This window comes from Flavobacterium degerlachei (assembly GCF_900106645.1).
Taxonomy (GTDB): domain Bacteria; phylum Bacteroidota; class Bacteroidia; order Flavobacteriales; family Flavobacteriaceae; genus Flavobacterium; species Flavobacterium degerlachei.
This window is the reverse complement of sequence record NZ_FNMV01000009.1, coordinates 159,110-172,617: the sequence shown is the minus strand read 5'-3', so window position 1 is coordinate 172,617 and position 13,508 is coordinate 159,110. Positions and strand designations below refer to the sequence as shown.

10 protein-coding genes and 2 tRNA genes are annotated in these 13,508 nt (G+C 34.7%); 7 read left to right on the top strand and 5 right to left on the bottom strand.

Annotated features, from left to right (window positions below):
- Nucleotides 1-83: 83 nt before the first annotated feature.
- Nucleotides 84-1,220, top strand: a complete 1,137-nt coding sequence (folK, locus tag BLV91_RS10855; RefSeq protein WP_091432999.1) for a 2-amino-4-hydroxy-6-hydroxymethyldihydropteridine diphosphokinase — start codon at nucleotides 84-86, stop codon at nucleotides 1,218-1,220.
- A 1-nt stretch (nucleotide 1,221) separates the two neighbouring features.
- Here folK and BLV91_RS10850 read toward each other — a convergent pair whose 3' ends face one another.
- The 3 genes from BLV91_RS10850 to BLV91_RS10840 all read right to left on the bottom strand — a co-directional run bounded on the left by BLV91_RS10850 (nucleotide 1,222) and on the right by BLV91_RS10840 (nucleotide 4,665).
- Nucleotides 1,222-3,597, bottom strand: coding sequence for an Ig-like domain-containing protein (locus BLV91_RS10850; protein WP_245709673.1), 2,376 nt, complete (start codon nucleotides 3,595-3,597; stop codon nucleotides 1,222-1,224).
- Nucleotides 3,598-3,615: 18 nt separating this feature from the next.
- Nucleotides 3,616-4,161, bottom strand: a complete 546-nt coding sequence (locus BLV91_RS10845) for an RNA methyltransferase (protein ID WP_091432996.1) — start codon at nucleotides 4,159-4,161, stop codon at nucleotides 3,616-3,618.
- A 69-nt stretch (nucleotides 4,162-4,230) separates the two neighbouring features.
- Nucleotides 4,231-4,665: a DUF1573 domain-containing protein gene (locus BLV91_RS10840; protein WP_091432993.1), complete on the bottom strand. Its 435-nt coding sequence runs from the start codon at nucleotides 4,663-4,665 to the stop codon at nucleotides 4,231-4,233.
- A gap of 159 nt (nucleotides 4,666-4,824) precedes the next feature.
- Between BLV91_RS10840 and mutS the strand changes: the two genes are divergently transcribed.
- From mutS to BLV91_RS10810, 6 genes are all read left to right on the top strand, one after another.
- Nucleotides 4,825-7,431 carry a DNA mismatch repair protein MutS gene (mutS, locus tag BLV91_RS10835; RefSeq protein WP_175513996.1) on the top strand — a complete coding sequence of 869 codons (2,607 nt, stop codon included), beginning with the start codon at nucleotides 4,825-4,827 and terminating at the stop codon, nucleotides 7,429-7,431.
- A gap of 148 nt (nucleotides 7,432-7,579) precedes the next feature.
- Nucleotides 7,580-7,655, top strand: a tRNA-Gly gene (locus tag BLV91_RS10830).
- A 74-nt stretch (nucleotides 7,656-7,729) separates the two neighbouring features.
- Nucleotides 7,730-7,815 (top strand) — tRNA-Leu (locus BLV91_RS10825).
- 54 nt (nucleotides 7,816-7,869) lie between these two features.
- Nucleotides 7,870-9,210, top strand: coding sequence for a tyrosine-type recombinase/integrase (locus BLV91_RS10820; protein ID WP_091432987.1), 1,341 nt, complete (start codon nucleotides 7,870-7,872; stop codon nucleotides 9,208-9,210).
- A 272-nt stretch (nucleotides 9,211-9,482) separates the two neighbouring features.
- On the top strand, nucleotides 9,483-9,722 hold the full coding sequence (locus BLV91_RS10815; RefSeq protein ID WP_175513995.1) for a hypothetical protein: 240 nt from the start codon (nucleotides 9,483-9,485) through the stop codon (nucleotides 9,720-9,722).
- Nucleotides 9,723-9,728: 6 nt separating this feature from the next.
- Complete coding sequence (locus BLV91_RS10810) at nucleotides 9,729-10,310, top strand: DUF2335 domain-containing protein (protein ID WP_091432986.1); 582 nt, start codon at nucleotides 9,729-9,731, stop codon at nucleotides 10,308-10,310.
- Between the two features lie 490 nt (nucleotides 10,311-10,800).
- Here the strand turns inward: BLV91_RS10810 and BLV91_RS17000 are convergent, their stop codons facing one another.
- Nucleotides 10,801-10,950: a hypothetical protein gene (locus BLV91_RS17000; RefSeq protein ID WP_175513994.1), complete on the bottom strand. Its 150-nt coding sequence runs from the start codon at nucleotides 10,948-10,950 to the stop codon at nucleotides 10,801-10,803.
- A 34-nt stretch (nucleotides 10,951-10,984) separates the two neighbouring features.
- The gene (locus BLV91_RS10800) at nucleotides 10,985-13,483 is read right to left on the bottom strand and encodes a zincin-like metallopeptidase domain-containing protein (RefSeq protein WP_091432979.1); all 2,499 of its coding nucleotides are present in this window, start codon (nucleotides 13,481-13,483) and stop codon (nucleotides 10,985-10,987) included.
- Nucleotides 13,484-13,508: the final 25 nt, after the last annotated feature.

The window sequence follows — 13,508 nt, the reverse complement described above, 5'->3', positions numbered from 1 at the left end:
TTTACAATTTCCGAATTTAGTTACCAACACTTTGTGCAAATATAGTTCTATTCTGAAATTCTTTTAGTTAATTTGCGCTTAATATGAAATCACAACATCAGGTCATTTTATCGATAGGAAGCAATCAAGGGAATCGACTTGAAAACCTGACGCAATGTATTGAATTGATACATCGCGAAATTGGAACAGTCATTAAAGTATCTAAAATATATGAGACTCCCTCTTGGGGTTTTGAAAGTGATGCGTTCTATAATTGCGCCTTGGTATTACATACTTTTAGTTCAGCATCTAAAATGTTGAATCAAGTTTTAAAGATTGAAAAGAAATTAGGCCGCATTCGTAATGCGAAGAAAGGGTATCAATCTAGAATTATTGATGTCGATTTAATTGCTTTTGATAATGATATTATTGAAACTGAAAAACTCCAAATTCCACATCCTTTAATGCAGGAAAGGAAATTCGTGTTATTGCCCATTCAGGATTTAAATTTGGATTGGGAGCATCCTGTCTTTAAGAAATCAATTTCAAGTATGCTTCAAGCTTGCCCTGATTATAGTAATTGTGTTGTAGCACATCATTTAGAAAGCCCATTACAAAATATTGCGTTAGAGCAATTTAACTATGTCGCTTTCGAAGGGAATATTGGCGCGGGAAAGACCACCTTGGCAACTAAAATTGCAGAGGATTTTAATGCAAAAACAGTTTTGGAACGTTTTGCCGATAATCCTTTTTTACCAAAATTCTATGAAGACCAAAATAGATATGCATTTCCATTAGAAATGTCATTCCTAGCAGACAGATATCAACAGTTGTCAGATGATTTAGCTCAATTTGATTTGTTTAAAGACTTTCTAGTTGCCGATTATCATATATTTAAATCATTGATTTTTGCCAAAATCACCTTGGCGGAAGATGAATACAGATTGTATCGTAACCTTTTCGATATCATTTACAGAGAGATGCCGAAGCCTGATCTCTATATTTATCTGTACCAAAATTCAGAACGCTTGCTGCAAAATATTAAAAAAAGAGGCAGAAGCTACGAGCAAAAAATTCCAGCTGAATATTTAGACAAAATCAATAGCGGGTACTTGGATTATATTAAATCACAAACAGAATTGAATGTTTTGATTATTGATGTTTCAGACAGGGATTTTGTGAAAAATCAAGAGGATTACCTCTATATTTTGGATGAAATTAAAAATAAAATTTCTTCGTAATTTATCTTTTTAATGTAAAATGGCCTGTTATTTCGGGCTTGGTGTCATCTAGTTTTAAACGGTACCAATAATCATCTGCCGGCAAAACCTTGTTATTGTATTTGCCATCCCAACTATATTTACTAGAAGTTAGGCTTATTATTAATTTACCGTATCGGTCAAAAATTTGAGCACTTGAGTTAGGGTGATCACGCATTTCCTTTATTTCCCATACGTCATTGAAGCCATCGTAATTTGGTGTAAAATATTTGGCTACTGTAAAAACGGTGAAATCTTGTGCTACCAGGTTACATCCATTATTGTCTCTCACAAAAGCAGTATGTTGACCGCTGGAAATGTATGAAAATTGATTTGACACTTGAAAATCTAGTCCATTTATCGAATATTCATAGTAGTTTTCATTGTTTACCAATTCAATTTTGATTGCGTTTTCATTGACCAGAATTGAACTAAAAATAGGTTTTGGATGTTCTATAACACTAATGTCCTTTTTTGATTCACAGGAAATGACAGTCGGGGAACTAATAGTTACACTATAAATACCAATAGTTGAAACTGCAATTGTTTGTGTCGTTTCTCCTCCTGGTGACCATAAATAATTCATTCCTGAAATGGAAGCATCTAATGTGATTCTTTCACCTTGGCATAAAAGCACTTCCTCAGTAATTGTGTTTATAGGGTATACTGTTGCTGTTACTGGATTTCTGGCGCTTGTACAACCATTTGAAACGGCTTCAGCATAATAAGTTGTTGATGCGTTTATGACGGGAGTTGTAAAAGAGTTTCCAATAAATAATAAAGAACCAGCAGCTGGGGCGTCGTACCAATTTATGTTTCCAGCTGAAGGGATTGCTTTTAAAGTTAGCGTTCCTGGCCCGCAAACTGATGATGGAGTAGTAGAGTTCACTGTAGGTGAATTATTCACAGTAGCAATAACAGCGGTTCGTGTCGGGCTTGTACATCCATTTGAAATAGCATCAACATAATAAGTTGTTGTAGTTGAAATAATCGGTGTTGTAAAAGTATTTCCTGTGGCTAATAAGTTTCCTGCTGAATTATACCATTGTACGTTTCCGTTTGAAGCTGTGGCTGCTAAAGTCGCATTTCCAGAGTTGCAAACTGAAGTTGTAGTTGTTGATGTAATTGTGGGTAACGTCTTTATGGTAGCTATAACTTCTGTTCTGGGTACATTTGGGCAACTCCCATTTGTGGCGTCAACATAATAGGAAGTTGTTGTGTTAATAGTTGGTGTAGTAAATGAATTTCCTGTATGTATAGATGAACCTCCAGTTTTTGTAGTATACCAATAAATGTTGCCATTTGAGGCAGTAGCTTGAAGTGTAACAGTTCCTGAGTTGCAAATTGAATCTGAAGTCGTGCTCTCTATTCTTGGAATCACGATAGTAGTGCTTGCGGAAATTTGAAGATTAGGATCTCCGAGCATTCCTCCGTACTCCACAATATAACCCTTTGATTGATAGTCCCCAGTTGAGTCTCCGTTGAGTCGCAGGTCATTCCAAGATCCTGGTGTTCCCGGAACCGTCGGTGATTTTACGTGCGCATAATGCTCATTGTTATTACTATTATTCGGTTCTCCATTATTCCAATTTGCATAAGTTGGAGATGTACCATTTGCTCTTCCATTCCAAAATACTATCCCTGCTTCTGGGCCAGTTACCCATTTCCACACGCCTTCGGATTCTGAATCACTACCACCAATCCAGCCGTTTCCAGTTGCCTGTGCACCACATAGTTGTGCTTCGTCAGCTGCTGTAATTGTAGCTAGGTATCCTGTTAACCCAAAATAAGTACTCGTTTCAGCAGCTGTTTTTGCTGCTGTCCAACTAATTCCTGGATTCAAAATGTATTGATAATAATGACCGTTTGATGGCAAATAATTGGCTTGCCCAATAGTAATGGAAAAATTTCTAACCCCTGATGGATTCGGAGATGAATTTCTGAATACGACATCTTTTATCGCTGCAATGAAATCGGTGTAAGATACCAATGCTCCAATAATAGGACTTGATAGTTTCAGTTTTCCTGCAATAGGATCCCAACTTGTTGTAATTGTAGGATGTGAACTAGGATTAGCTAATTGTAAGTTGTCTTGTCCATTTACATAACCAGATGAAATTTGAATATAAATAGCATCTGTACCTGTATCATCGGAGTCAATTATAGATACGTCAGTAACAATTTTTAGTGAACTTCCTGGACAATATACTTGATTTCCGGTTGCAGTAATTATGGGTGCTTGGTTTGCAAATAAAGATTTAGTTAATTTTGGTTTAGGAGACTCAGTATTTGCAAAGTTCTGATTTGAAATAAGAAATATAAAAACTAAAATTATATAAAATGATTTGTTTTTGCCCATTCTGTAAAAGTATAGCTTTTAAATTAACTTTTTTGGCCACTTCATTTTAGAAAATAAATCCCAAACTACAATCCCTGCGCTTACTGAAATGTTCAAAGAATGTTTGGTTCCTAATTGCGGAATTTCGATACATCCGTCGCATAATGCAACTGCTTCCTGTGAAACTCCGTGGACTTCATTCCCGAACACCAAAGCGTACTTTTTGCCTTTTTCTACTTCAAAATCTTGAAGAAATAGGGCACTTTCTACTTGTTCAATTGCTAAGGTAGTTATATTGTCGCTCTTCAAGTTTTCAATAACTTCAAGAACATTTTTGTTGTGTTCCCATGATACAGTTTCGGTTGCGCCAAGTGCTGTTTTTTGAATTTCCTTGTTTGGAGGGGTGGCTGTGATACCACATAAGTAGATTTTTTCAATCAAAAAAGCATCGGAAGTCCTAAATACGGATCCAATATTGTGCAAACTACGAATGTCATCTAAAACTATAATAATTGGAGTTTTTTCTGATTCCTTAAAATCTTCAATTGATTTTCGATCTAATTCGCTGTTTTCTAGCTTTCTCATTCTGTTTTGAGTTTTAGTCAAAAAAAAAGCTTCCGATTTAAGGGAAGCTTTTTTTATATTAATTAAAATTTAGCTTTTTGAAGCACCATCTGCAAGTACAACACCTTTAATTGTAAGGATTTTTGTAGCTTGTCCTGCTGCATTTGAAGTTACAGTTACCGTTTTAGTAAAAGCACCAACTCTGTCTGTAGCGTATTGTACTCCAATTATTCCTTTTGCTCCTGGAGCAATTGGCTCTTTTGGAGATGTAGGAACTGTACAACCACATGACCCTTGAGTATTTGTAATGATTAATGGTTTGTTACCGTTGTTTGTAAAAACAAATTCACGTTTTCCATCAGCATTGTGCGCAATAGTACCATAGTCAATCGTTTCATTTACAAATACTAGTCCTGCTCCATTTACTTTAGTAGTAACAGCTTTTGATTTTTTTCTAGTTTCTTGAGCTTGGGTAGTTGTAATTCCTAAAACAACTAACATTGCAATTGTAAATATTTTTTTCATTTTTCTGAGTTTAAAATTATACTGACAAATTTAAAGAAAATATCATGCCATTGACTTAAAATTTCCCTAAAAGTATTAATTTTTTTTGAAGTGTTTATTTTTTCGCTATTAAATATATAAATTCGCTGCTGTTACAATCACCTATAAATAGTAAATAATTTGGCAGCTAAAGATAAAGTAGTTAAGGAAACACCGTTAATGAAACAATATAATGAAATCAAAAGGAAGTATCCTGATGCTTGTTTGTTGTTTCGGGTTGGCGATTTTTACGAAACTTTTGGCGATGATGCAGTTCGGGCTTCTAAGATACTAGGAATTACTCTGACAAAGAGAGGGGCAGGTTCAGCTACTGAGACAGCATTAGCGGGTTTTCCTCATCATTCGATAAATACCTATTTGCCAAAATTGGTTAAGGCCGGACTTCGTGTAGCAATTTGTGATCAGCTAGAGGATCCTAAGATGACAAAAACTATTGTAAAACGTGGCGTAACAGAATTAGTTACTCCTGGAGTTTCCATGAATGATGAAGTCTTAAATTCCAAAACAAATAATTTTTTAGCTTCAATTTATTTTGCTAATAAATCGATTGGAATATCTTTTTTAGATGTTTCTACAGGTGAGTTTCTTACTGCTCAGGGGAATGCAGAGTACATTGATAAGCTATTGCAAAATTTTAGCCCGAGTGAGGTTTTGATTCCGAAAAACAATAAAAATGATTTTCGCGAAATTTTCGGAGACGATTATCATAGTTTTTATTTAGAAGATTGGATCTATAAAGAAGATTATGCATTCGAAATCTTAACAAAGCATTTTCAGACTGTTTCCTTGAAGGGATTTGGTATTGAAGATTTGAAGGAAGGAATTATTGCTTCGGGAGCCATTTTATATTACTTGTCCGAAACACAGCACAATAAGGTTCAGCACATCACTTCTGTTCAGCGTATAGCTGAAGATGCTTACGTGTGGATGGATCGATTTACGATTCGTAACTTAGAATTGTATCATAGCTACAATCCAAATGCGGTGACGCTTTTGGACGTAATTGATAAAACACTTTCGCCAATGGGAGGCCGTTTGTTAAAACGTTGGCTTGCATTACCTTTAAAAGATGGTAATAAAGTTCGAAGTCGTCATCAAGTAGTTTCCTATTTGAAAGAAAATCAGGAGGTTTTGCAGAGTATGCAGCAGCAAATCAAACAGATTTCAGATTTGGAACGTTTGATATCCAAAATAGCCGCGGGGAAAGTTTCTCCACGTGAAGTTGTTTATCTAAAGGAATCGCTGGACGCAATTATTCCCATAAAAGCTTTGGCTTTAGATAGTCCTCAAGATGCTGTAAGGATTATAGGAGATAGTTTGCATAGCTGTGATTTACTGCGCGAAAAAATTAAAAAGACATTAAACCAAGATGCACCGGTAGCTGTTGCTAAAGGTAATGTTATTGCTAAAGGAATCAGTGAAGAGCTAGATGATTTGAGAGCAATATCAACGTCAGGGAAAGAATTTTTAGATGGAATAGAAAAGCGCGAATCGCAATTAACGGGTATTTCTTCTTTGAAAATTTCCTTTAATAACGTTTTTGGCTACTATATTGAAGTAAGAAATTCGCATAAAGATAAAGTGCCCTCAGAATGGATTCGTAAACAAACATTAGTAAATGCTGAGCGTTACATTACCGAAGAGCTGAAGGAATACGAGACAAAAATTCTGGGTGCTGAGGAAAAAATCCAAAAAATAGAATCTGAGTTATTTGAGCAATTGGTTGCTTGGATCGCAACTTATATAAAGCCAGTTCAATTAAATGCCAATTTAGTGGCGCAATTGGATTGTTTGTGTTCTTTCACGCAGTTGGCAATCGAAAATAGATATGTTTGTCCTGAACTTGACGAAACTTTCGAACTGGAAATTAAGAACGGTCGACACCCCGTTATCGAGAAGCAATTACCAGTGGGAACGCCTTATATAGCAAATGATGTTTTCTTGGATAGGGAAACCCAACAGATGATCATGATAACCGGTCCTAATATGTCTGGAAAGTCGGCTATTTTGCGACAAACAGCGTTAATCGTGTTGCTGGCTCAAATGGGAAGTTTTGTTCCTGCTGACAGTGTACGAATGGGAACTGTAGATAAGATATTCACTAGAGTAGGGGCAAGTGATAATATTTCGATGGGTGAATCTACCTTTATGGTCGAAATGAATGAAACGGCCTCGATTTTGAACAATATTTCTGATAGAAGTTTGGTTCTGTTAGACGAAATAGGGAGGGGAACCAGCACATATGATGGGATTTCCATCGCTTGGGCTATTGCCGAGTTCTTGCATGAGCATCCTTCTCGACCTAAAACACTGTTTGCAACGCATTATCATGAGTTAAATGAGATGAGCGAATCTTTGCCAAGGATTCAAAATTATAATGTCTCAGTCAAAGAACTAAAAGATACTGTTCTTTTTATTAGAAAACTAGTCAAAGGAGGAAGTGCTCATAGTTTTGGAATTCATGTGGCAAAAATGGCCGGAATGCCTCAAATCGTAATTTTGAAAGCACAAAAGCTATTGAAGAAATTGGAAAAAGATCATTCTGGCGATGTATTGAATGGAATAAAATCCGAGAAAGACGAAATGCAAATGAGTTTCTTCAATTTAGACGATCCTTTGTTAGAGGAGATCAAAGAGGAAATTCTAAATTTAGATATAAATACCATAACGCCAATGGAGGCATTGATGAAATTGAACGAAATAAAAAGAATGCTTACAAGAAAATAAATTTATTGTTTTTAAAGTTTAGGTTATCAATAGTTTAACTTTTATCTTCAATTTTTTTGTAAAAAAGGCTTGTGTAATTCAATAAATGTCCTAAATTTGCATCCGCAATACAGAACAAGTATTGTAGTTCTTTTTAAGAAATGAAAATGCGAAAATAGCTCAGTTGGTAGAGCGCGACCTTGCCAAGGTCGAGGTCGCGGGTTCGAGCCCCGTTTTTCGCTCCAAACCATAAAATACCGGAATGGTAGTTATATTTAATTTTTATAAAAATTAGATATGAAAATCTGAAAGTAATAATGCTCGGATGGTGAAATTGGTAGACACGCTGGACTTAAAATCCAGTGAACAGCAATGTTCGTGCGGGTTCAAGTCCCGCTCTGAGTACAAAGAAAACCCTTATTTTATAAGGGTTTTTTTGTTTTTGGCTCTCTCCTTATTATGAAATATTTTGATATAATTATTCAAAACGAGCCTACAAACGAGCCTATAAACTTTAAAATCAAAGTAGGGATGCGGGACTTTTCAGAAGTTAAATTGTACATACCAAAAGTGGACGGAAAACCAACTGTTTTGCCAAATAACCGCTGGTATGTGTATTTTTATTTTAGGAATCCTGCTACTAACAAGATGGCAAAATTTAAGTATTCGTGCAAAATAAATACTTATAAAACGGTTGCTGATCGGAAGCAGGCGGGTAAGGTTTGGGTAGACTTTTATACACTACTGCTGAATCAAAATTACAACCCATTTAATAAAGTGGAGGTAATCTTAAAAACTTTCGACGAAATTGAATTTGCAAAAAAACAATCCATTGAAAAGGCTGATGAAAAATCCTTTGACGAGATTAGTTATACTGTAAAAACGGCACTAGAATATGCTTATAACAATAAATTAGGAAGTTGGAAAGATACAACTGCTAGCGATTATAAAACTCGACTGGGCGTTTTTATGGAATGGGTCGGTTTGAATTCATTACCTGATATTGATATAACCGAATTAAAAGAAGTTCACATTATCGCTTTTATGAACTGGTTGATTAAACCTAAACCCCAAGGTAGGGGAGTGGGAGGAACTTCGCAAGATAATTACAAACGATGTTTGTCTGGGTTATTTGGAAAATTGGTAAAAGATAAAATTATTCCTAAAAATATCGTTTCTGAAATTGAAACTAAAAAAGATGATCCTATAAAAAATACCCCGTTCACGGGTTATCAAGTAAAGGATATGCGAGACTATCTCCTGGTACACGATATTCAACTTTATTATTTTATTCAGTTTGTAATCTACACCTTTTTACGACCTCGTGAAATTATACGTTTGACAATGGAAGACATTAATTTGCGTGAAAAATATCTCCAAGTCGAAACCAAAACCAAACGAAAACAAACCAAAAAATTAGTGGGTCCTATCGTTACCTTTTTGGAAGGAATTGACGTAAGCAATCTACCCAGTAAGGCAAATCTATTTACAAAAAACGGAGTGATTGAGGTTTGGGATGCCAAAGAAAAAACCAAAGTTGATTATTACGGGCATAAATTTGAAAAGGTAAAGGCACATTTTAAGTTTAACAAAGACTATGGTATTTACAGTTTTCGTCATACCGCTGCAATTGACTTGTTTTACTCGTTTATGAAACAAGGATCAACGGAACATGAAGCTATTTTAAAACTAATGCCTATTACTGGCCATGCAACCGAAACGGCTTTGCGTAATTATTTGCGTGATGTTGGAGGAATGCTTCCAAAGGATTACGGTGCTGATTATACGCTGGAGTTTTAAAATTATATTTTATATTTACTATTGACTTTGTCAAAAAAAAAATATAACTTCGTAGAAATCTTACGCCAATCTAGTTAAAGTATTATGAATACTTTAACTAGATTGGTTATAAGAAGGTATGATATTTGATTACATTTAAAGAATCAAATACAACTTAAATTAGTGTAAAGTTTAAAATTAATGTGTGACTTTAAAAGTAAAACAATTGTATTACTTTTGCGCACGCTTAAAATAAACTATTTTATTTTTAATAAACATTTAACACAACAGTTATGGGAGAACCAAAGGTAATATACGAAACGAATTATTTATTTTCAAAATCTAGTTTTTGGAGAGGCTTCGGTTCTGTGCTAAACTTACCAGGTAATTTTTATGAGTTTAACACCTCAAAAACAGAAGAAGAAGCAGACCAAAAAGCATTAACCTCAGATTGGCAAAACGTTGGTAAAGACATCCGTGACGCTCAAAAGAAATTTGTTAAGCAAAACTTAAAAAAACTTTGCTTAAAATAATTCAATATGTCAAAAGATATCAATAAAAAACCAAAGAAAACTCCAGTTGTAAAATCTGTTAATGGCAAAGAGCAAGAAAGAGGCCACGAAGAGAATAGCGTTACTTCCGAAATTATAGAGATTGAAGAAGAACTAGAGCATTTAAATCCAGATGTATTTAAGGGTATAAATAATCAAAAAAAAGGTGAAATTCTACAAACCATCAGAAAGATTAGTATGATGAGCGTTACTCAAAATCATCATTCAGGACCACTTCCTTCCTCTGAAACTATGGTCCAATATAACTCTGTTATTCCTAATGGAGCCGATAGAATAATGATAATGGCAGAAAAGCAACAAGAACACCGAATGATTATTGAAAAGACGGCAATTAAATCACAATTAAGTCAAAGTAATAAAGGTCAAATATTTGGTTTTGTACTTTGTATTTTAATAATAATAGCAAGTACTTATTTGGGAAGTACAGGGCATGAGACTATCGGATCTATTTTAGGAAGCACTACAATTATCGCAATGGCTAGTATTTTTGTGCTTGGAAAACTAAATAAACCAAAAAAAACAAAAGAAGAAGATCTAGAAAAAGAGTAGAATTAAACATATTAAAACCTATCAATTTCGATAGGTTTTTTTGTTTCTGGACTCAACTGTTACTTCAAAATGGCTTTTCAATAAGCGTACATTTTAAATCTAAAACAGGTATGCCGTTGTGAGCATGTGTAATAACGTATGATTGAATTATATCGTCAATTTTAAAGTATAGAGTTGCGTGGTGAGAAAGAAATTTTTTTAATTTTTCATCTGATGCGTTTAAATGATTAAGCCTTAATGTTTCGCCAATACTAGGTTTTAGACCTAGAAAAATGCTGAAACTACTATTATGCAAAAGCTTTTTTATTGAAAGTTCGTTGTATAACGGGCTATTTTTATCAAGATAAATGTTAACGTATATCATGTCTTTTAGCTTAATGGCTTTACAAATATAATTAAAATTACTTCTTTAGATTAAAATAAACCTATAAGTGGATTTTACAAAAAAACCACTCCGTTACGAGTGGTTTAAAATTAACTTATAAGTGAATTATTTCTTTTTTACGGCTTTCTTTTTGACAGGTTTTTTAGCAGCTGTAACTTTTACAACTCCCCCGCCTTTTACATATTTATACCCTTTTTTTAAATGCGTTCCGCATGCTGTAGTTGCTTCTTTTTTTGAGACTTTTTTTGTTGCCATGATTTTTTTGGTTTAATGGTGATTAATTAATTTTTTAAATTCTCTCTATTTCTTCCGTGAATTTTAATTCTTCTTCCGGTTCATCGATCACTAATTTTGCGTTGGCAATATTGTAATGCAATTCGTCTAAGGAACGGTTTTGATATCGGTTTTTGTCGGCATAAACGTAATTGTTGGCAAAATCAGCGAATTTTTCTACAAACAGAATGATATCGCCATCAAATTGACTGGATGAACCGCCTCGCATTTTACCATCAGTTGTTAATTGGTAAATAATAACAAACAACTTGCCATCGTATTTTTTTCTAAAGGTTTCGTCTAAAGTAATTTTGTTATTCATTGACAACAACTTGCTAAAACTATCTATAACAATCACATCATTACGCATTATTAAATCGTGAATGTCTTGCATGGAATTTATCTCAGGACTATCAATTGTAGCTTTAGCATTTCCATTCCAAAAACGTTCCGCTTTGTTTTCGTATAATGCACTTTCGGGATGTTCTTCAATAGATGCATGACCTACCTTATAATTTTTTGCAAACGCATTCATTAACTGAAAAACAAAACTCGTTTTACCGCTTCCTTGACCTCCAGCGATTGTGATTGCAACGCTTTCTTTTTTCTTTTTTTCTATTTTTCCTAAAAATTCCGAAACATCAGGGTTCTCAATCTCATAGTATTCATGTGTAATATTAGAGCGGTTTTGTCTGCGATAGGCTAGTGAATTTCTGTTTAAAGGTAAAATTACCTTTTCTTCTCTTTGTACTTCTACAACGGGACTTCCTAACGTAATCGATTCCTCATTTTTATCGGTGAAAACATTTTCTACTGAAGTATTTTCAATTATCGGGATTACGGTTGCAGGATTATATATTTGTTCGGTACCAGGAGCGGGAATTTCTTTTGGTGCTTCTTCAAATAAAGGAGCTGCTAATCCCACTATTACTGCATCTTTTCTAATGCGGTTTCGTGTAGCTGTAGTTAACCCTTTTTTATGCCATGTCACTACGCCAAACTTATTGATTGAAGCTATTTTATTCTTATTCTCTAAATACTGTAATTCTTCGCCTTTTTTTACGGTTTCGAGTGTGCTTTTTGTTTTTGCTCCAAACAATGCTATTTGTTTTGGATCAATTTTTTTGTTTTTTTTTCGGACTTTAGTAATAGGGGGTGTTGCTTCTTTTTCGGTGTCTTTAGGTTCTGAAATCGCTTTTTTCACCGGTTCTTTGGCCTTTTTTTGAACTTTCTCAACTGCCTTACTCAATTCCTTTTCTAAATCGGAAAAGTATAACGGATTTCCTTTTTCGTTAAATTGTAAAACAAAATCGGCCACTTTTTGAGCAGCTGTACTGGCTTTCATAATAAACTTGTTATCTTCTTTTATTTGAGCTAAAACCGAATTCCAACTTTTTAAATAAGCCGCATGATTTTTATTGTTGTGCCAAATTATTCCAGCTTCAGCACTTAAAAATATGGCACCCAATTCGGCTACTAATTCTTCAAATGCGTATTTCTTTGAACCAAAACTACCCGAAAAATCACGGGCTAAACGTTTGCTCGAGCCTGTACTATGTGAGAACTCATGTAGTAAGGTTCTGTAATAATCTTGTACGGTTTCAAAATCGGCTAAATGGGGCATTTGCACATGATCTTTGCCCGGGGAATAAAAAGCACGATCCCCACCAAATTTTAAAGTTGGTTGCGGAGTTGGATAGTTTTTTATAATTGCTTCGGGAATGGGTAGGGTTTTAACGTCGGTAACTGGACTTTCATTTTCGATAAATCCAATTTTGAACGTGTCTAAACCAAAATTAATTCCTTCAATATCCTTTCCATTATACACATGATAATATTTAAGCATTGGGATAACGCCTAACTCTTTTTCTATTCCGTTTTCCGTAGCAAAACTTTCTACTTTTTTCTTGTCGTAAGACGAAAAACGAACGTCTTTTTGTCTGTCCTCGGTTTTGTATATTCGAGTGAAATAAACAACTTCAAACCCTTTCGCTCCTTTTTTTACTTTTCCTTTTAAGTCTTTTACTTGCTTAAAAGTCAAGAAAAACGGGTTTTCAAGCGGTTCAAGTTCGGTAAGCATCAGCACGTTTACACCTCTATATCTTTTTTTGGTAACAAAATTAAAAGGGATAGTGTAACCCGTTCCGTAATCCTTTGCTGTCCACTTTCGTTTGTAGTCGTTGGCATTGGCCACTTCAATCATTTTAATGATTTTAGCGGTAATCATGTCGTACACTTCGCTAGGAGAAACAGCTTTTCCTAAACCGTGTAATTCGTCTTGTGATGGTTCAAAATCTAAACCGTATAAGAAATTTTTAGGAACGGATTCCACGACCATACAGTCGTGTTCTTCGAGTTCAAAGTTTTGAATTTTTGGGAATTTGTCCAGGAGCGCAGTGATACGAAAAACGATTTCCTCGTTTTCTTCCTGAATGGCTTTTGTGCGAATGGCTTCGAGGTCTTGACGGCTTACAACAGCACCGCCCAGCCCGTTAAACTGGTTAATTACTGACATTTTGGTTTGGTTTAATGGTGTTTTA